Below are 19,584 nucleotides of genomic sequence, written 5' to 3' on the forward strand. Positions count from 1 at the left end.
GCTTCAATATGCTGCGGCTAAGCACTACACCAACTTGGTGATAAATACGCGGCGAGTCCAAAACAGAAGCAGCAATGGCCAGGCAACGCAGGCCCCCAGCAGAAGCGGCAAACTCCACTCATACTGAGCCAGCAGTCCAAGGCTTCCCAGAGGGGCACCAGCACTCACCAGGTTAATGGCGCGGTAGAGATCGGTTGGATTTAGCAAGATAAGCAGGTTGACCAACCATTGGCTGCCATAGCCGAGATCGGCCACCAAGAGTGCCAACAGCAGCAGATCATAGATAAGCACCAAGGCAAACCAGAGTCCCAATAGACTCCCTACCGCTCTGGCCTTTTCTGCCGATTTAAGGCTCACCAGGTAACTGATCAGAATGAAGATTGTTGCCAGCAGGCAGCTACTGGCAATCAAGAGCCCAAAGGCCGACAGTATCTCCTCCCAGGCCTCACCACGACCAAACAGCATCAAGATCGCGGCGCTACTGCCGTAGCTGCTGGTAATGGCAGTAAATGTCACCATACAGTGGGCCAGCAACTTACCGACAAGGATCTGCGACTTGCTCACCGGATAGGTAAGCAGTAAGCAGAGAGTGCCCGCCTCCTCCTCCCCCACGAAGGCATCATGGCTGAGCAAAATCGCCGCCAGGGGGATGATAAACACAGAGACAGTGGTCAAGGATGCGATAACGCTACTTAGGCTAGGTAAGGCTAGCGTGCCGCTGACGGCGCTGCCGGCAAAAGTCATGCTCAACGCCAAGACCCAGAAGATGGCAAAAACCACCAGCACCCAACGATTTCTGAGGCTGTCTTTCAGCTCTTTGTTCGCGATCACCCTGATGAGGCCGAGGCTCGGCCGCTTAGCTATGGTCAGCATCAGATATCTCCCGGTGTCAGGCTCAGTCCCAGCTCGTTTAAAACCTGCATCTGAGCCATTTTGGCATGGTACACCTGCGCCAGATCCGGGGGGCTCACCTTAACATCATACAGTTGGCACTCTAAGATCAGATATTTCATCAACACCTCACGTTGTGAGACAGGACAATTTAAGCCGCCGTCTGCGTAAAAAGATTTTAATAGGGGATGGGTCGCTACCAGGCTATCCAGGCGTGGGTGCTCTACGCGTAGGTTCATGTTGCCGCTGTGCAGCAGTTCGTCGAGCGTACCGAAGGCAAGTCTGCGCCCTCTGCCGAGAATTAAGGCGAGATCCAGCTGCGATTCCACCAGCTGTAGTTCGTGGGTACAAACAATCACCGTACTTCCCTGTGTAACCAGCTGTTTGATCTTGTGATAGATAAACTGCGACGCCTGCGGATCGAGCCCCACAGTAGGCTCATCCAGCAGCAGCAACCTGGGCCGGGCCAGAATGGCCTGAGCAAATCCCAGGCGCTGTTTCATCCCTTTGGAGTAGTCCTTAACCGACTTGTGCTGCGCATAGGCCAGGCCAAACTCCTCCAGCAGCCGATTCACCGTCTGTCTTGAGATCCCCTTTAACGCCGCAAAATAACTCAGTACCTCATGGCCCGTTAACTTGTCGTAAAAGCTAATGTTCTCGGGAAGATACCCTATTTCAGTCATGGCACCCGATGTCGTCACCGCACGCCCGAATACGCTTACCTCGCCCGAGGTAGGACGCAATAGGCCCAGAATCATCTTGATCAGCGTCGACTTGCCCGCACCGTTATGGCCCAAGAGCGCCATCAATTGGCCGCTCGGCAGCGAGAAACTCAGTTCATTCAGGGCGCAGCGCTCATCAAAAAAATGACTCACCTGCCTCACACTCACGGCTATCTGACTCATAGTGCCTCCCCGGTATGCGACACGAAAGCATTTAACGGCACCATCAGAGGATAGCTGTCTACCACGCCAGCAGAATGCTCGTCTTGTATCTGGTTATCCAACCATTTCAGTAACTTCACTATGGGGCTCTCCATTAAAAACCTTGCCTCCGGATACAGCCAAAACAGACGATCCAAATTATCATTGGGCAGATGCTGACTGTCGCCTATGCCATCACCGTCGAGATCCCAGCCCTGATAGTCGCTCCAGTAATTTCCCCGGCCTTGAAAGCTCCACTCAACTCGCTGCTCCCCCACGTAGCGCACCTGGGTCGTATTCGCTAAAAACTGGTTTTGATAAACGGCATTGTCTTCACCGCCTAGCGCCATGGCGATGCCAATCTGATTACCTGTAACTGAGTTGCCGATGATCTGATTGCGTTGAGCGCCGTATACAAACAAGCCTTTGCCTTCGCTAAACAGATCGCCGGCCACACTATTGGCCATCTGGGTCGCCTCAATCTGATTGGCTTGGATCTTGGCGTCATGGGTAAGATTGAGCAGCACCCCAAACTCCTGGGCGTGCTTTACTGTGTTTGCGATCAAATGAATCCCCTGCGAGTTCATCAGGGCGTAACCACCACTCACCCGAGTCGCCTGGTTGTCCATGGCTTCATCCTGTTGGGTATACATATAGTGCAGGCCATACTGCAGATCGGAGAGATGATTGCTATAGATGCGACTGCCTATACCCGACTCAAGGTAGATACCATCACGCACCTTGCTGATACGGTTGCCGCGAACAGTAGGGTGATTCACCTTCAGCAGATGAATCCCATCGCCGCGATCCAGCAAGAATGTCTGCTCATCTCCCTGTATTTGATTATCCAGCAACCTAAGGTCGCTCACCTCGCTGGCGTAGATACCGAAACCGGGACCGACAAGCCGATTGGCAATAATTGCAACGTCGTTTGCGCCGGGCATCAGGCGAATGGCGGCATCCTTCTCATAGAGATCCTGCCCCCAGCGCTGCACAGTCACCCGGGTAATACTCACCCCCGGCGCACTGACCACGATTGCCGAACCGACTCCCTGAGCATCGAACACCACGCCAGGTGCTCCGATGAGGGTCAGGGGCTTTTCGATGTGAAAGTGCCCCCGATAGAGCCCAGGTTTTAGCCGTATCTCTGCGCCTTGGGGCATGGAGGCCAACGCCGAGTGTAACGTCTCGCTGTCCACCACAGTAACGTGCCGAGTCCCATCACTGGATTGTGCCAGCACTGGCGCCATAAACAGTAAACCACACAGGCACAGGCCCAATGACTGAGCCAACACAGGCCAAAGACGGTGCTTAATCAGCCGAAAGTAACTCAAGAGTTATCTCGTCATATTTGAACACGGCGCCGCCATACTGGCGGGCAAACTCTTCGGCCGCAGTGAGAGTTGAGAAAGGAGCTACGGCAACCCCCATCACCGCCTTACGATTGGATCCATAGACATACCAGGCCTTAGTGGCATCGATAAAATGCTCATCGTCCGGATACTGCCAATCTGTTGCCGCCATATCGTGCACCCAAAGTGTCTCGACCTGACGTCGATTCTCGGGCTGCAGGGCAAACATGAACATGTCACGGGTCGAACAGAACTTAGGTTGTAGCTCTCCCCCCTTAAGATGCAGGCTCCCCTTAGGGCCGGGATACTGCTTCACCATCATGCCGCACATGTGACAGCGTTCATGGGCGTCGATCACCAGACTCGCGTGACTATGAGTGTCGCTCTCGGCCGCGCCGCACCCCGACATAAACAAGGAACAAATAAAAATGAAGATAAAGGCTCTCATTGTGTCTCCTAAACGGATAATCAGCCCCTGTCACACAGGGGCTGAGCTAAAGGATCAAATCGCAAAGTTTTGACCGGCGTAGAGGATGAACATCCTCAGGCACATCATGCCGCTCACGGCGCATAGACCCGAGAGGTAGAAGGCCTGGGCCGAATGACTGAATTGCTTACCTGTGGCAAAATTCAGCAGCAGAGGACCACCAAATCCGATGCCCACGACACCCAGCCAGAACACCATAGACCAGCTGCCGCTGTGGAAAGCCTCGAAGGCACTCTGCGCGCCGGCATTACCAGTGGCCAGTGACATGATGATCATGAAGAGGAACAAGGCCTCGGCAAACATGATCGGCCACTCGGCACCGTGCAAAATCTGCATGTCGCTGCTGTGTCTGTCTTCCTTAAACAACCCAACCGCCAGCATCTTGGCCGCCGCCGCGCCGGCCGACAGACCAGAGGCCACAAACAGCGCAGGCAACACCGAGGTGTTGATGATAGGGAAGCGAATCAAGGCTGAGATTAAGAAGCCTGTGTAGGCACATACTGCCAGCGCCAATAGCAACACTAAGGTTTCACTCGCCCGTCGCCAGGGTCTTAACCTGTCGATAAGCGGCAGCAGCGGCGCCAAAATAGGCAGGCGACGGATCTCCTCCTCCAGGGCAAACAAGGCGATCAAGGCGACCAGCGGGATATAGGCCGACAAGGCGATCACCCCGACAGACATCACGGAGTTGAGGTTGTAGTAGACCAAGATACGCCAGAAAAACAGCGGGTTGGTCAGATCCAACACCAGACAAAGCATGCCCAGAGCTATGGTCACGAAGGCAATTAGCGCCGACGCCTTGAGGAAGGGGGTGTTAACGCTCTGCTGTTTATAGAAGCGAATGAACAACGCGACCGACAGGGCACCGCCCGAGATACCGGCAAAAAACAGGTACACGGCAATGGGCCAAGGCCAGGCAACCCCTTCCGACAAACCTATGGTAAATCCGAGTGTTCCGTCCATCTCTATACCCCCAACTTAACGATAGGAATGTAACGTAGGCTCGGCTCGGTCCCCAGATGGGCCTTAATCCTTACCGAATCCTTCACCGCCAGCAAACGACTCACATAGGAGTTAGGGTCGTTGGCATCGCCAAAGATCAGGGCATCGTAACGACACTCCTGTACGCAGGCAGGCAACTCTCCCTTGCTTAATTTGCTCTCGAGGCAGAAGTCACAGTTATCGGCCACATCCGTCTCACTATTGATATAGCGCGCGTTGTAAGGACAAGCGGCGATACAGTATTTACAGCCGGCACACTTGCTGGCATCCATGGTGACTATGCCTGTGTTGGGATCTCTGTGAGCCGCCCCCGTTGGGCACACAGACACACAGGGGGCATTCTGACATTGCTGACAGGAGACCCGCACATACTTACGCTGGCAATCGCAATCTGTCTTGCCGCAATGGGGACAAGCCTGCCCCGCAACGGCAGATGACTGCTGCTCCAGTATCACTCGCGAACGTCCCTCGGGCAGGTTGTTGGCTTTATTACAGGCCTCCTTACAACCGCCACACCCCACACATTTATTTTGATCGAACACCATCACATAGTGTGGCGATTCGGTTTGAGCAGTCTGCTCCTTAACGCTGCAGCCCAAGGGCGCCAACATCAAAGAGCCGGCTCCTAAGCATTTCAGGAACCTCCGTCTCTCTATATTTTCACTCACAGCATCCTCCATCCGTCGGCACGCACGCCGACCTCATTGAATCTTTCATCTTGGTGACTTTTACTCAGATGCAGTCACGGTACGGTTAGCCATTTTCTGCTCAGCGTTGACAATCGCACTGTTAATCGATGCTCGGTTTATGTTGGGGTTATCACTGTCCAGTAACTGTTGCCAATAAGCGATCGCCTGTTGAAAATCCCTATTCAAATAAGCGTGGGTCGCCATCAGCAGCAGTGACTGCACTTCCTTAGGATCGAGCGCCAGCGCCTGAGATATCGCAATCGATACCTCCAGGCTCATGGCGCGGTTATCACGGTAATAGAGCGCCGTCGCCTTCATGCCAAACAGCTCGGCGTCGGGCGCTATTGCCAGTAATTTGTCTAGTGTCGCTACCGCATCGCCATAGCGACCACCTTCGGCGTAGGCATTGGCCAGATTGAGCAAGGCAAGCCTATCGAGGGGGGCATCATCTAAGATACGTGCATTCTTGTTGATGTCGGCGGCAATCAAGTAATCGATGTTTTCGTCTATCTGGCCTGTGTGCCAGTCGTTAAAACGCCCCAGCAGACCATAGAGGGTCAGTGGTATCAGCAGTAGCATGCCCGTCACCCAAATTGGTGTCTGGATCCGCTTCCTAGCAGGGATGGTCGCATCACCGGCCTTGGCATTCGCCGCCTGGATGAAATAGTGGCGCCAAACAGGCGCAATAAAACAAACAAGCGTGACCGCCATGGCAAACACTAAATGATTCATAACAAGCACCTACTGCCGATAACCTAGTGACCCATGCCCATCATGCCGCCCATGCCCATACCACTTAGCCCCATGCCATGGGCGTTTTCGCCAGGAGCCTCAAGCTTGAGCAGCTCAACATCGAAGATTAGGGTCGAGCCCGGTGGGATAATCCCCACCACCTCTTTGCCGTAGGCCAACTCGGCAGGAATGGTCAAGCGATAGGTGGAACCCACGGGCATCAGGGCTATCCCCTCTTTCCAGCCATCAATCACCGACATTAGGGCAAAACGATTGGGTTCATCGCGCTCATAAGAGTTATCAAATTCGGTTCCATCGAGCAGCTTACCTACGTAGTGAACCGTTACCACGTCAGACTCGACAGGTTTAGGGCCATCGCCTTGCTTCAGCACTTCATACTGAAGACCCGATTCGGTTACCGTCACCCCAGCCTTGCTCTTGTTCCTTGCCAGATAGGCTTGCCCCTCGGCCAGATGCTTATTGGCCAAGGCCTCCAGCTTGGCGCTCTTGGCATTATTGAGCCATTCGGCGCGGGCGTTGAGATGGGTCAGTATCTCCTCATTGGACATCTTGCCCTCACCCTTGAGGGCATCGACGACCCCTTTGACCACAGTGTCGATATTGACCTGGGCACCTAAGTCAACTTGGTTATAGATCTTGCCCGATATGTAATGGCCCACGGACGCACCTAATGCATAGGAGGCATCTTCGACCTCCTGAGGCGACTCGCTGGCCACGGCAAAGAATGACCCACTCAAGGCCAGGGCTAAGGTGGTAACACGACAAGATTTCAGTAGACTCGCTTTCATATTCACACTCTCGTTCATCTATTGCTCAAAATGCTAACTGTTCAAAAAATTACGCAAGGATTTGTTTATTATGGTTTTTCAATAGCTCGACCCGACAGGCGCCAGCCATAGATCCCATCGTGCATCTGCATCACATTGGTGTAGCCCAGCTTCATTACCTGATGGGCGGCAATCTCGCTGGCATTACAGAGGCGATTGGCACAGTAAAACACCATTCGCGCCGCCTTATCTTCCGGTAGCAGGGTCTTCCAGTTATCGACATTGAAGTAGACGGCCCCAGGGATATACCCCTCGGCCCAAAGCTCTAAGGTGTTGACGTCGAAGAAGTAAACATTCCCCTCGGCCAGCAGGGCTTCGGCCTGGGCCAGACTAATAGTGTGCAGGCTATGTTCATACCTGTGAGCCGGTGCCATCTCGGCGCCGCCGCCCGCCTGACTGCATAGCGGAGTCAAGCCCAACAGCAAGGCCAAAGACAGGCCTATTCTCGATTTCATCTTCTCTCTCCCCTAATACCCGGCGCCTGGCGTGGCGCCGGGTGGTTGGTCAATCACGTTACTGTGAGAGAACTAGTTCGCCTTGGCCGAATAGCCACTGCCATCTAAGATCTTCTGCGCTTGAGTCACATAGGTCAGCGCGGCATCCAGACGCTTCTGGCTATAACGGAAGCCATGAACGCCCCAAGAACCATCTTGCTTGATCAGATCCACTGTGGCCTGAGCCTTCTCCGCCAACATCAGCACCTGAGTCTTGTCTTCAGTAGACAACTTAGTGACCTCAAGCAGCTGATCGATACGCACCAGCGCCTGCTCAACCTGACCGAAGACCTCTTTGATCGGCTTCTGCCACTTCATGACTTCACCGTAGATCTCCAGCTGATCCTTATAGTGCAGGCCGGTTTCTAGCTCAGATTGGAACTGGCTGTGACAGCCCTTGTTTTCCACCACATCGTGGTCAGAAATTGAGGTACGGGCACAAGACCACATGAGATCCAGATAGGTACGTCCCTCCTCGTTCTTGGCCACAGTCCAGCCTTTAGCCGCATCTGGTCCCTGGGTTCTAGGCGCTCCCTCTGGTGGGTTAAGCGTCTTGCGCACAGGGTCGACATCAATCTTCCACATGTGTGACTTACGAACGGCGTCGAAGCCTGCTTGATCGGGGAACTGCATCGCCTTGAAGTTTTCACAGCTACCCATGTTTGGCATGTGACAGCTCTGACAGGTCTGGTTGGCGTGAGTGTCTGTGTTGCTGGCTATCACAGTCTGCGCCTCGTGACAGTCCTTACAGTCTTTCTTCAACTTGGGCTTAGTGATTCCCGACAACCAGGAACCATCGGTGACCTCGTGAGGATCGTGACAAGTAGTACAACGCATGCCTTTCTCATAGTGCGCCGAACCGTACATCTGTGAGCCTTCGGTACCACAAGAAGGACATAGCGACTTCATCTTCACGCCAAAGGCCAGCTCAGGTTTTTCCTGTGCGGCTGGCGTCTCGGCCATGACAGGATCGTATTGGAAGCGTTGGTGACAACGTTCGCAGTTAGACTGCATACCGCCTGTACCGCCATCTAGGTGGCCACCAGCACCGTGGCACTCCTCACAGGCAATGCCCTTACTGATGGTGTGTTCCTGCAGCTTCTTAGGATCGCCCAGGGCATCGAAGTACTCTTGCTGAGACTTAAAGTCGAACTTGAAGGTATGACAAACTTCGCAGTAAGAACTTGCTGGCTGGAACAACATCTCTTTACGGTACTTGGCGCCGTAAGAGCTCATGCCCCACTGATGAGAACCCGAGTCACCATAAGCAGCCAAGGTGGTAGGGAACTCAGGGATCACGGCGTTGATCTTCTTAGCCATCTCAGGGGTTAACCACTCGGCCCAACCACGAGAGAACTGGTTAGCACCGGCAACCATCTTGCCGGTACCATCCTTCAATAAGCCACCTTCGATATGGTAAGAGCCACGCACCAACCAGGCATCGATAAAGCCATATTTGGTTCTGGGCGTACCCACGGTCGCATAGATCACATCCGGCGTGATGCCGTCGGGGAGAATAGAAGTGTCTTTAGTGCCATACATTGTCTTGTTGAGGTCGTTGTCCACCTCGGGATGCTCCCCAGGGAAACGAACTGTCTTGGCATGACGTGAACGGCTCCACTTCTCATACTGGGTCGCATGACATTCGGCGCACTTTTCCGGGCCGACAAAATTGTTGGGAAAGTCCAGGATAGACTTGGCGCCTAGCCTGTACTGTACGGCTCTGGGTTTACCCACTTTCTTGCTGTAGTCAGGGCTATGGCCGGTATCCAGATACTCTTCGCCACGATCACTGACATGATAATCGCCAACCAGATTGCCCGCTTCCTGGTATTTGAACATAGGGTGGTTTTCAAACAAGAAGTCAAACAACGCGGCTTCTTGAACTACATAGTCCTGAAGGGTTTTTACGCCGTTGACTTTTTCCATGCCCTGATAGTTTGCGATCGCGCCTTTGGCAGTTTCGCCCATCTCAGGCACGCTGTTGTATTTACCACCAGCAGCGTTCACATTGGCAATGGCACCGAAACAAAATAGCGCACTCAAGGCTACCTTGTGTTTCCATCGTCTCATCATTCACTCCTAAATATTTTTAGTTTTATCTGTTTATGCTTAATTCCAGATCGGCTCATCCTTTTCGCTGACGGGAATTAAAGGGAATAAACCTCATCGTTAACCGAACGACTTTACAGCTGAGCAGCTTCAGTATTTTTCACAGACCAAAGACAAAAAAGTTGAGCTGGCGCACAGGGAAAAAACCATGAGTTGTGAATAGATATAAAACAAATAAAAACAAATATTTAAATCTTTTTAGTGTTTTCTTTTTTAGTTCTAAAACCGGTATTTTTAGATCTCAAAAAACCTCAAGTCGCTTTTTGAGTTATGAAAAAGATTGAGGGAGAAAAGGGGTAAAACGGACCCTGCCACAGCTCACAGAATCCATGAAGAAGTTCACCTAAGGTTAGGCTCAATCAGAGACAAACTTACCCATCACTATTAGTTAGACGAATTATTTCGTTCGATTGGTTGAAGGCGAGGCGATGAACGCAGAAATTGGCTTATTACTTCTTACTATCTCACTGACGCTATGCTTGCTCATGGCCGCGATGCCTATTGCGCAGGCCTGCCGTTGCCGCGTGGCACTGCACGACTATCTGTCTCTCTTTATTAAGCTAAACACGCTGGCGCAACTGGCTAGCCTATTGATCCTCGTTTTCCTCTTCCTGGATAACGACTTTTCTGTGGCATACGTGGCCAATAACTCCAACAGCCAACTGGCCAGCCTCTATAAGGTCGCCGCCGTCTGGGGAGGACACGAAGGTTCTATGTTGTTTTGGGTTGCCGCCATCGGCATCTGGAGCTGGGTGATCAGCTTGAAATCAGATGCCACCGCGCCCTTTTTTCACTACCTTCACGCGGTCCTAGGTGCGATTCAAGCCGGATTAATCGCCTTTCTCCTCATAGGTTCAAATCCCTTTGCCAGGCTATTACCCGGCATCCCAGTCGAAGGGCGGGATCTCAACCCCATACTTCAAGATATAGGTCTTATCCTGCATCCACCTCTGCTATTTGTGGGATATGTGGGGCTGGCTGTCTGTTTCGCCGCGGCTGTCGCCGCCTTGTTAGACAATAGCCAATCTATGAAGCATCACTGCCGAGTGATGCGCCCCTGGGCCATTCTGGCGTGGGCCATGCTAACCGGGGGCAACGCCTTCGGCGCCTGGTGGGCATATAACGAACTGGGCTGGGGTGGATGGTGGTTTTGGGATCCGGTCGAAAACGCCTCGTTTATCCCCTGGTTAGTCGCCACGGCGCTCATGCACTCACTCATTTTAGGCGAGCAAAGGGACAGGTTTCACGGCACCAGCCTGTTTCTCGCAATACTCGGCTTCAGTCTTTGCCTGCTGGGCACCTTTCTGGTTCGCTCGGGCGTGGTGCAGTCGGTACACGCCTTTGCAGCCGATCCCCTGCGTGGCGCAGCCATGCTCACCCTGTTCGCTCTGGTTTCTATCTGCGGCTTTACCTTGCTGCTGCACAGATTGCCAAAACTCATCAGGCCGATAAGCACCCAAGGGCTGAGCCGGGAAAACCTGATGCAACTTGGCAACCTGTTACTGCTGGTTGCCGCGCTCTCCATCTTGCTGGGTACCTGCTATCCATTGCTGTATGAAGTCGTCACGGGGCAAAGCATTTCGGTGGGGGCACCTTACTTTAATAGCCTCTTCATTCCATTAACTGGGATCATCAGTCTCTTCATGGGCGCCGCCCCCTTGATGGGCTGGCAGGCATCGCGTCAAGATGCGATAAAACCACTCGCGCTGCTGGCATGCATCTGCCTAGGGGGCAGCTTCAGCCTCAATTATCTGATGCTGGGTGAAATAGATGCTCACTTTATGCTTGGCAGTTTCGCCAGCCTCTGGCTGATCTCCTGTACGGGCCTGTATGTACGTAATCATCTGAGAAGAATGACGCTCCCTACCGGCAACAGACGCTTTTACGTCATGTGTGTTACCCACCTAGGTGTGGCGTTGAGTATCTTAGGCGCCACCTGTTCAAGCTATTTTCAGCAGGAAGAGCTACTGAGGATGGGGCCAGGTCAGGGCAGGGTCGTGGCGGGCTATACCTTTATCTACCAGGCAACAGAAACGGTCTCGCACACTAGCTACAGTGCGCTACAGGCCAAGATAGAGGTGAGAGACAAACGCGATCAGCATCTGACCTATCTCTATCCCCAGCGCCAGACCTTTAACAGCAACGCCATGCAGATCTCCGCCGCGGGGATCCATCGTAGCCTGTTTGCCGATCTCTATATCTCCATGGGCAACCAGCTCAGCGAGGAGGAGTTTTTAATCCGCATCAGCTACAAGCCACTCGTCGGCTGGATCTGGATTGGCGCCCTCATCATGATGTTTGCCGGTCTCAGCCTGTTGCGCCCGAGCGACGCCTGCAGACAAGCCCGCGTGTCGGCCCCTCAACTCGCGGTAAAAGGAGCCCGATGATGACAAGCATTAAGCGACTACTTCTACTTGGCGCCACGCTCACACTGCTCCTCGGGCAGGCACAAGCAGAGGTGCAGACTAACACCTCCTTGCAGGCACCGGCGGTGCTAAAGCGCCAGGCCATAGAGATTGCAGCCACCCTGCGCTGCCCCATGTCCACCAATCAGAACCTGCTGGACTCACAAAGCCCGATCGCCAGCGAACTCAAGGCGGAGATCTATCTGCAACTTGAACGGGGAAAGACGGCCGATGAGATTGTCGACTTTATGGTCGCCCGCTACGGTGAGCGGATCCGCTATATGCCCAGCCTGACATCGGGTACCGCCCTCCTCTTTTTTATACCACTCGGGCTGCTTGCCGCCGTCCTATTCTGGTACCTGCGACAAATGCATACGCGCCGACCATTACCCCATAGTCAGGAACACAGATCATGAGAAAATTACCACTTCCCCTGCTCGCCTTTAGCCTAATGACGCTCAGCCTACCTTCCCTGGCCGTCATGCCAAGTGCCAAGGTGTATGACACAGGGGAGAACTTACCCAAGCCAATGATCATGTCGCGCTTTGTGGAGATGACCAGCGCCCGCAAGGTCGACGAGGCCACATTCGAGGATCTCAATGGTCATCAGGTGAAGCTGAGTGATTATCGAGGCAAGCTAGTATTAATCAACCTCTGGGCTACCTGGTGCGCTCCCTGCATCAAGGAGATCCCTATGATGGATAAGATAAGACGGGACAATCTCGACAAAGATCTGGTAGTGCTGCCCCTGTCCATCGACGAGGCCCATGGCGAGGTCGCGGCCTTCCTGGCCCGCCATCAGCTGGCAGGCTATCCGACGCTAATCGACCCCAAGCTGCAGGTGGAAACCATGCTGCCGGCCAATATTGTTCCGGCCACCTACGCCTTCGATGGCGAGGGCAACTTGGTCGGCTTCTTACGCGGTTACCTCGATTGGGGGGACAAGGCGGTTCAGCCCTATCTGGAACAACTAACGGCTAAGTACGCCAACCCTGACACGGCAAAAAATCTTCATTAAGCAATCGCGTCATTCGGCGCCGTATCCACCATCACACTTTATTGCTCCCGCCCGGCACCACGCCAGTCACTTCGCCGGGCGGATTTTTTTATAACTAAATCAAAGCGGGTTATCCCGCCAACTTAAGCCACGGCCTCCATGGCTTCACTCTCTGCCAGTCGCTCAATCTTGAAGTCATAATAGGCGTACGCCGCGCTGATGAAGGGACAGATGAGATTGAAGAAGGCGAAAGGCAGATAGGCGATGGTGGCGACCCCTAAGGTGCTGGCCATATAGGCGCCGCAGGTATTCCAGGGCACCAAGGGACTGGTGATGGTGGCCGAATCTTCCAGGGCACGACTCAGGTTTACAGGTGCCAGGCCATGTTTTTCATACTCGACCTTGAGCATACGACCCGGCAGCAAGATGGCAATAAACTGATCGCCTGTGATCAGGTTAGCGCCGATACAACTGGCCAGGGTGGTGATGATCAGGCTGCCACTGGATTTCACCAGACGTAGCACCCCTTGCAACAACCTTTGTAGCAGGCCGGTTTTCTCCATCACGCCACCGAAGGCCATGGCGCAGAGGATCAACCAGACGGTATTGACCATGCTGCTCATGCCGCCGCGGCTCAGCAGACTGTCGAGCGTCTTATCTCCGGTATTAGCGGTATAGCCATCGAACATCGCTACCCAGATCCCCTTCACTAGGGCGACCATGGTGGGCAGGCTGTCGTCGTTGACAAACTTGATCACCCCGTCGAACTGGAACAGCGCCGCACAGATGGCACCGGCCAAGGTGCCAAGAATCACAGTCGGGAAGGCGGGCAGCTTCTTGTAGGCCAGCACTAAGACCACCAGCAAGGGCAGCAGCAGATGCTGGCCTGGGTGATACTGAGCCTCGATGCGTGACATGGTCGCGGCAAGATCCGTCACCGCGCCACTGCTGTCGCTGCTCAGACCGATAAACAGAAAGCCTGTCAGGGCCAGCAATATGCTCGGCGTGGTGGTCCACACCATGTGGCGGATATGGCCAAACAGCTCGCTACCGGCGACAGCTGGCGCCAGGTTGGTGGTGTCGGACATGGGCGACATCTTGTCACCGAAATAGGCGCCACTGATGATGGCACCTGCGGTGATCTCGACGCTGAGCCCCATGGCACCGGCGACGCCAATCAGCGCGATACCTAAGGTACCGGCGACCGTCCAGGAACTGCCGATACTCAAGGCCACAACCGCGCACAGCAGACAGGAGGCGGCGTAGAAATAATCCGGGTTTAAGATCTTCATACCGTAAAAGATCATAGTGGGCACTGTGCCGGCCAGGATCCAGGTACCGATCAGGGAACCGACGGAAAACAGGATCAACAAGGCGCCCGTGGCCAGGGAAACGCTCTTGACGATCCCCGCCTCCATCTCCTTCCAGCTATAGCCGTTCTTCACCCCGATAACTAGGGTGATACAGGCCGCCATGATAAGGGCAATCTGGTTGGCGCCATAGGAGCTGTCTGAAGAGAACAGATACACTGATGCAGTTAACATGCAGACCAAGGCAAAAATGGGGATCAGGGCATCTAATAGCGTCGGCTGCTTATGTGTGGTGTCAGACGCGGGACTCGAATCTCTGCCAGGCTGTTCTGGCGACTGCGGATGAGAGGTCATGGATAATCCTTATTATAATTATGGGGTTTCCTATTTTTCTCCCCGCCATCACACCGGCCCTATTAATTCGGGCATCAAAGGTTTAATCCTCAGGCGGGCCGAACATAGTTACACATTTTTAACAATCCAGTCCAGACCGGCCTGGGATGCCGATACGCCCAAGGCGCGGCAAAGCCATGCCGTTGAGCGTATAAATTCATCACTAAGGCGGTTTTGAGCGTGGTTATGCATCTATTGCACATATATTTTGTGCTTTTAAAAGGATGAAAAAAGTCCCTAATACTCGCTGACTTTGCGCCTGGAAGTCAGCTTTCAATTACTGCGCCGTTAAATTAAAATTGCCGCCACGCATTTAGACATTCAAGACCCAGTAAGGCACACAGATGAAACTGACCGCACTCGATCAGCCCCTTTACGACCACCTCTACCGTGACATCCACCAGTTCCGCTCAACCTTCGATCTGCCTATCGAAGATGAGACCAGCCTGGATGAGCAGGCCGATACCCTGCACACCTCACTCGCCATCGAGGAGTTGACCGAGCTGGCCGAGGCCGATAACCGTGTCGAACAGGCCGATGCCATCGTCGATTCGGTTTATGTGCTCATGGGCCGCCTGGTACATCTGGGGGCTAAGCAAGTCAATGACCGCCTGGAGATCAGCTATGTGATCGATCTGCTGCTGCATGTCGCCAAGAACCGCGACATCGACTTCGTCCGCTGCTGGGACGAGGTGCATTCGAGCAACATGAGTAAGGTGTGCCGTAACGAGCAGGAACTGCAAGAAACCATCGCCCACTACGCCAAGCAGGGTGTAGAGATCGTCGGCAGCCGCAAGGGCGACTTCATCATCGCCAAGTGTGCCAAAGATGTGGAGATGGCCGGTAAGGTGGTGCGTCAGGGCAAGGTGCTCAAGTCAGTCTACTATCGCCCAGCGGATCTCGCCAAGCTAGTCGCCGCCTAACTACCTCGCGCCCCGCAGGGTTAACACCTTGTTGCCGATAGCGGAAAAATTCTGCAATTTAGCGACAAATGTGTGAAGCCCTGCGCCAAGCAGGCCATCATGGCGTGATCCAGTTAACAGCTCGCCGCATTGGCGCTACTCTCGGTGCAACTTAGATGATTGAATAGCATCAGAATGAAATGAATGCTCAATTCTGGTTTTTGTCTACGGGCCTGAGGTACTATTTATGACCAATAATATTAAAGCATTACTTGCCACCACAGCGCTGTTCTTTAGCACTCAGGCACTGGCAAATAATGGCTGTGCATTTGATGAGAAGCAGGAAGGCTTTATCGCCACCTGCAGTGAGGAGAAACAGGAAGTGATACTGACAGGCGAAGTACAAGCCCAGACCTTAGTCACAGAGCTTGACGATTTCACCCAGGGTTATAAGAGCTATCAGGTCGACGAGGCTGCCATCGCGCCAATCAAGAAGCTGCAGACACCAACCGAGATTGTCGTCATCATTGGCACCTGGTGCCCAGATTGTCACCGTGAGACCCCGCGCTTCATCCGCATCATGGAGGCGGCCAACAACCCGAACATCAAGGTGACCTACATAGGGGTGGATCGTAAGAAACTCGACCCAGAAGGCCTAGCTGCCAAGTATGACTTTACCCGCATCCCAACCTTCATCGTGAAGCAGGATGGCAAAGAGATAGGTCGTATCGTCGAGCGTCCAGAAACCTCACTCGAGGTGGATCTGGCGAAGATCCTCGACTAAACCCGCATCAATAAAAAAGGCCGCAATTGCGGCCTTTTTTGATCTGACTAAAGATTAAAAGTCGTAGCGTACCGACGCACGTACATATCTTGGCGTCTGGAAGCTGTCGGCATAACCGTAGCGAATGTTCTTATCGCCACTGTCTAGCTCATACTGCTCATCCACACCAGTGATGCCGTCGAAGTTAAACAGGTTGTACACGTTCAACTTGAAGTTCAGGCGTCCCGCCGTATCGAAGTCCATGGTGTAGGACAGGTTCAGATCTATGTTGTAGACCCAGTCAGTGCGTCCCATGCTGCCACGCGGTGCCGCCTCGCCATTGGCGTAGAAAGAGGAAGCGCCGTACCAGTCACGACCATAACAGGTACCATCGATGGCGATCGCCTTCACACAGTAACCCTGATCCGCCGGATGCAAGCCGAAGGCATTGATCGGACGACCCGATTGCAGATAAGAGTTAAAACCGACACTCAAGTCATCCGTGATGTGATACACACCATAGAGCTTGAAGTTATGGCGTCTGTCGTTAGGCAGGTAGCCTTCGCCGTTGTCCATCAACTCAGGATAGTCGAACGAAGTGGTCCAACCCGGATCGGCCTGCTCGTTGTCCGAACGTACCAAACCTTCTGTGTTACCTTCACTCTTAGACCAGGTGTATGAACCGTTCAGGGTAAAGTCTTCGGTCACGTTACCGCTAAAGCTCAGCTCAACAGCCTTATAGGTACGAGTCGCCTTAGGGAAGCCCATCTGATCTGCGGTCACGTTAACCGTCTCTTTCACGCCATCGCCGTCGACATCATAGTTGATCTCAGTGCCTATGCCTGGGTTGGTCAGCGTCGGGAACCAGCCACCGACGAAGTAATCTTCGGCACTGGTCTCGCCATTGCCGGCATACCAGGAAGAATCGTAGTTTTCCTTAATCCACTGGTTCATACCATAGTTAAAGGACACGTCTTCAATCGACTGCTTAAGGTCGCGATAGACACCGCGAATACCCACGGCCCAGTCGTCGTTGAGCTGCTGCTGGAAGCCCAGGGCAAACTCATCCGAGTACATAGACCCAGCCTTGTTGTTAAACAGCTGGTCGGCATCTGGCACTGTGCCATCGGCCACCACGCGGCGAGAGATCTCATCCCCCAGGATTGGCGAGCCGTCGGCGTTCACGCCATTAAGATGGCTGACGATGTGCGAATCGTAGGCAGCAGAGGCCATGCGCAGGTTGGTGTTAGGCGATACCGGCTGGAAGTAACGGCCATAAGAGGCGTAAACCTTGCTCGATCCATCACCAATCACATCCCAGGTCACGCCCAGACGCGGCGCAAACTGACCGTCGAGGTCGACGTACTTGTCGCCAGAGCCTGTGGTGTTACTGAACTCGCTGTAACGCACGCCGGCATTCACAGTCACAGTATCTGTCACCATCCAGGTGTCCGACACATACAGGGCGGTGTGCACGTTTTCAGTCTCACTCGCCTTACCCCAGATGCGTAAGTCAGCATATTCTGTGCCTTCGGCTAGGCCATAGGCGTTGTCGGCACCGGCGGTGTAATACTCATACCAGCCGTCGCCGTGCGGAGTATAGAAGTCGGCGATCTCGAGACGCTCATAGTCATAACCGGCGCGCAGCGTGTGATCGCCAATGACCCAGTCCAGGTCGATACGGTAGGTAATACGCTTATCTTCCGTCTCGGAAGAACCATAGCCAACCCAGTCACCCAGACGCTGATAGCTGCCCGAGCGGTAATCTTCATAGGTGGACTGATCTAGGGTGCCCGAGTTGTCCTTGGTGGATTGCGTGATCTCACCATACATGGCCGACAGGGTAATGTCGTCGGTCAGATAACCCGTGTACTGGGCGTTCCAGCCGATGCCGCCGTAGGTGCTTTCGGTAAGGCCGATAGCATCACCACGACTACCGTCGTCATTGCGACGATACTGGGTGCTGGCATAATCCCCTTCGTTGCTGAAGGCCATCACGCCGACAGAGTGATCCTCATGGATAAACCAGTCCACCTTAGTAAACCAGCGGTTGGTATCCCACTCTTTATCGCGCAGCGTAGTCTCGCCATAGGCGGTCGACTCCTCGCCATAGGGGTTCCACAGGCCGTAGAAGAAGAGCTTGTCTTCGATCAGGGCGCCAGACGCCCAGAGGTTATATTCGGTTTCTTGCCAATAGGCATCGGATACGGTTTCTATGCTGCCGTCATCTTTCATGCGCGGCACAGGTTCGGCCAGGGCATCCGGGGCGACTTCGGCCTTGGCGCCGAACTTCCACTCGTTGTCACCCGACTTAGACACCAGGTTGACCACACCACCGATGAAACGACCATATTCCGCCGACACGCCGCCAGTCTGTACCTCTGTCTGCGAGATCGCTTCCCAAGGCAGATCGATATCGCCCATCCCCTTACGCAGATCGGTAATGTTCAGGCCATTTAGATAGTAGCCGTTCTCGGCCACCGAAGAACCGGCGATGGCAACACCGCCGAAACCGTTATCGCCGGCGACCGCACCAGGGCTCAGCAGTGCGATTGAGGTGGAGTCCAACTCTACCGGCAGCTGATTAAGCTCTTCGATAGAGATCACCTGAGAGTTAGTGGTGCTCGAGGTATCGACTCGGCTGATACGGGCGCCTGTCACCGCGATACGCTCCACTTCATTGTTCTGTGCATCCAGTGCCACATCGAAGGTCAAGGCGTTACCCACGGTCACGGCCACATGCTGCTCTTGTACCTGATAGAAACCATCCTTAACGATAGTGATGGTGTAATTACCGATCGGCAGACCCTTCAATGAAAAGCTGCCGTTGGCACCTGTGGTGGTCTCTTTGACTATACCCTTGCTCTCGTGGCGAATGATCACCTTGGCATTATTCACGTCGGCGCCGACAGCACTTGTGATATGCCCTTTAATCGTGCCCAGACCATCGGCCGCCATCGCGGCTGGTGCGGACATCATAAGTACCGAACCGACAGCGATTGCCGCCAGGGTCTTTCTCGGGACAAAACGCTTAGTAGCGTTACTTCCTGACATAAGTTTTATCTCCCTTCTCTTTATTATTTTGCTGACGTTCGAGGCAATGAATTTAAGGTTTTATGGGTACAGCCCCCGAACGCAACAAAAACATAACATAAAAGACATATTTTATACAATCTTCAATATACAAAAGATCTTCATGCAAAGCAGTCAAGAGGGAGAGAGGGAGAGAGGGAGAGAGGGAGACAGGCAATAAAGGATTGCAAGTTTATGAAAAATTGGATTAT

General features: G+C 53.6%; 17 protein-coding genes. 5 read left to right on the forward strand and 12 right to left on the reverse strand.

Annotated elements, in window-relative coordinates:
* Positions 1-24: 24 nt before the first annotated feature.
* The 10 genes from L1D43_RS15420 to L1D43_RS15465 form a co-directional block, all read right to left on the reverse strand.
* Positions 25-873, reverse strand: a complete 849-nt coding sequence (locus L1D43_RS15420; RefSeq protein WP_239852931.1) for an ABC transporter permease subunit — start codon at positions 871-873, stop codon at positions 25-27.
* Positions 873-1,796 (reverse strand): ABC transporter ATP-binding protein, encoded by a 924-nt coding sequence (locus L1D43_RS15425; protein WP_239852933.1) that lies wholly within the window; start codon positions 1,794-1,796, stop codon positions 873-875. Before L1D43_RS15425 ends, L1D43_RS15420 begins: the two co-directional genes overlap by 1 nt.
* Positions 1,793-3,148 carry a nitrous oxide reductase family maturation protein NosD gene (gene nosD, locus L1D43_RS15430; protein WP_239852934.1) on the reverse strand — a complete coding sequence of 452 codons (1,356 nt, stop codon included), beginning with the start codon at positions 3,146-3,148 and terminating at the stop codon, positions 1,793-1,795. The genes L1D43_RS15425 and nosD overlap by 4 nt, the downstream gene beginning before the upstream one ends.
* Positions 3,126-3,614, reverse strand: coding sequence for a nitrous oxide reductase accessory protein NosL (locus L1D43_RS15435; protein ID WP_239852935.1), 489 nt, complete (start codon positions 3,612-3,614; stop codon positions 3,126-3,128). Before L1D43_RS15435 ends, nosD begins: the two co-directional genes overlap by 23 nt.
* A gap of 54 nt (positions 3,615-3,668) precedes the next feature.
* On the reverse strand, positions 3,669-4,616 hold the full coding sequence (gene nrfD / locus L1D43_RS15440; protein WP_239852936.1) for an NrfD/PsrC family molybdoenzyme membrane anchor subunit: 948 nt from the start codon (positions 4,614-4,616) through the stop codon (positions 3,669-3,671).
* A 2-nt stretch (positions 4,617-4,618) separates the two neighbouring features.
* Positions 4,619-5,323, reverse strand: coding sequence for a 4Fe-4S dicluster domain-containing protein (locus L1D43_RS15445; RefSeq protein ID WP_041510790.1), 705 nt, complete (start codon positions 5,321-5,323; stop codon positions 4,619-4,621).
* Positions 5,324-5,383: 60 nt separating this feature from the next.
* Positions 5,384-6,076: a tetratricopeptide repeat protein gene (locus L1D43_RS15450; RefSeq protein WP_041510775.1), complete on the reverse strand. Its 693-nt coding sequence runs from the start codon at positions 6,074-6,076 to the stop codon at positions 5,384-5,386.
* A 23-nt stretch (positions 6,077-6,099) separates the two neighbouring features.
* Positions 6,100-6,885, reverse strand: coding sequence for an FKBP-type peptidyl-prolyl cis-trans isomerase (locus L1D43_RS15455; RefSeq protein ID WP_239852937.1), 786 nt, complete (start codon positions 6,883-6,885; stop codon positions 6,100-6,102).
* 68 nt (positions 6,886-6,953) lie between these two features.
* Entirely contained in the window at positions 6,954-7,379 is a 426-nt protein-coding gene (locus L1D43_RS15460) for a rhodanese-like domain-containing protein (RefSeq protein ID WP_041510773.1), read from the reverse strand.
* A 72-nt stretch (positions 7,380-7,451) separates the two neighbouring features.
* Positions 7,452-9,491 carry a multiheme c-type cytochrome gene (locus L1D43_RS15465; protein WP_041510772.1) on the reverse strand — a complete coding sequence of 680 codons (2,040 nt, stop codon included), beginning with the start codon at positions 9,489-9,491 and terminating at the stop codon, positions 7,452-7,454.
* A gap of 467 nt (positions 9,492-9,958) precedes the next feature.
* Between L1D43_RS15465 and L1D43_RS15470 the strand changes: the two genes are divergently transcribed.
* From L1D43_RS15470 to L1D43_RS15480, 3 genes are read left to right on the forward strand one after another with little or no spacing between them, the layout of a single operon-like run.
* Positions 9,959-11,917: a heme lyase CcmF/NrfE family subunit gene (locus L1D43_RS15470; protein WP_239852938.1), complete on the forward strand. Its 1,959-nt coding sequence runs from the start codon at positions 9,959-9,961 to the stop codon at positions 11,915-11,917.
* Positions 11,914-12,351, forward strand: a complete 438-nt coding sequence (locus tag L1D43_RS15475; RefSeq protein ID WP_239852939.1) for a cytochrome c-type biogenesis protein — start codon at positions 11,914-11,916, stop codon at positions 12,349-12,351. Before L1D43_RS15470 ends, L1D43_RS15475 begins: the two co-directional genes overlap by 4 nt.
* On the forward strand, positions 12,348-12,953 hold the full coding sequence (locus tag L1D43_RS15480) for a TlpA disulfide reductase family protein (RefSeq protein WP_239852940.1): 606 nt from the start codon (positions 12,348-12,350) through the stop codon (positions 12,951-12,953). The genes L1D43_RS15475 and L1D43_RS15480 overlap by 4 nt, the downstream gene beginning before the upstream one ends.
* Positions 12,954-13,075: 122 nt before the next feature.
* On the opposite strand, the gene nhaC is transcribed toward L1D43_RS15480, so the two are convergent.
* Entirely contained in the window at positions 13,076-14,596 is a 1,521-nt protein-coding gene (gene nhaC / locus L1D43_RS15485) for a Na+/H+ antiporter NhaC (protein WP_239852941.1), read from the reverse strand.
* Between the two features lie 383 nt (positions 14,597-14,979).
* Here nhaC and L1D43_RS15490 point away from each other — a divergent pair, with 383 nt between their 5' ends.
* Both L1D43_RS15490 and L1D43_RS15495 read left to right on the forward strand, forming a co-directional pair.
* The gene (locus L1D43_RS15490; RefSeq protein WP_239852943.1) at positions 14,980-15,558 is read left to right on the forward strand and encodes a nucleoside triphosphate pyrophosphohydrolase family protein; all 579 of its coding nucleotides are present in this window, start codon (positions 14,980-14,982) and stop codon (positions 15,556-15,558) included.
* A 226-nt stretch (positions 15,559-15,784) separates the two neighbouring features.
* Entirely contained in the window at positions 15,785-16,321 is a 537-nt protein-coding gene (locus tag L1D43_RS15495) for a thioredoxin family protein (protein WP_144200080.1), read from the forward strand.
* Positions 16,322-16,375: 54 nt separating this feature from the next.
* On the opposite strand, the gene L1D43_RS15500 is transcribed toward L1D43_RS15495, so the two are convergent.
* A complete protein-coding gene (locus L1D43_RS15500; RefSeq protein ID WP_239852945.1) occupies positions 16,376-19,354 on the reverse strand; it encodes a TonB-dependent receptor in 2,979 nt (992 codons plus the stop codon).
* Positions 19,355-19,584 lie beyond the last annotated feature (230 nt).

It is taken from the genome of Shewanella sp. Isolate8, from assembly GCF_022398495.1.
Lineage (GTDB): Bacteria > Pseudomonadota > Gammaproteobacteria > Enterobacterales > Shewanellaceae > Shewanella > Shewanella aquimarina.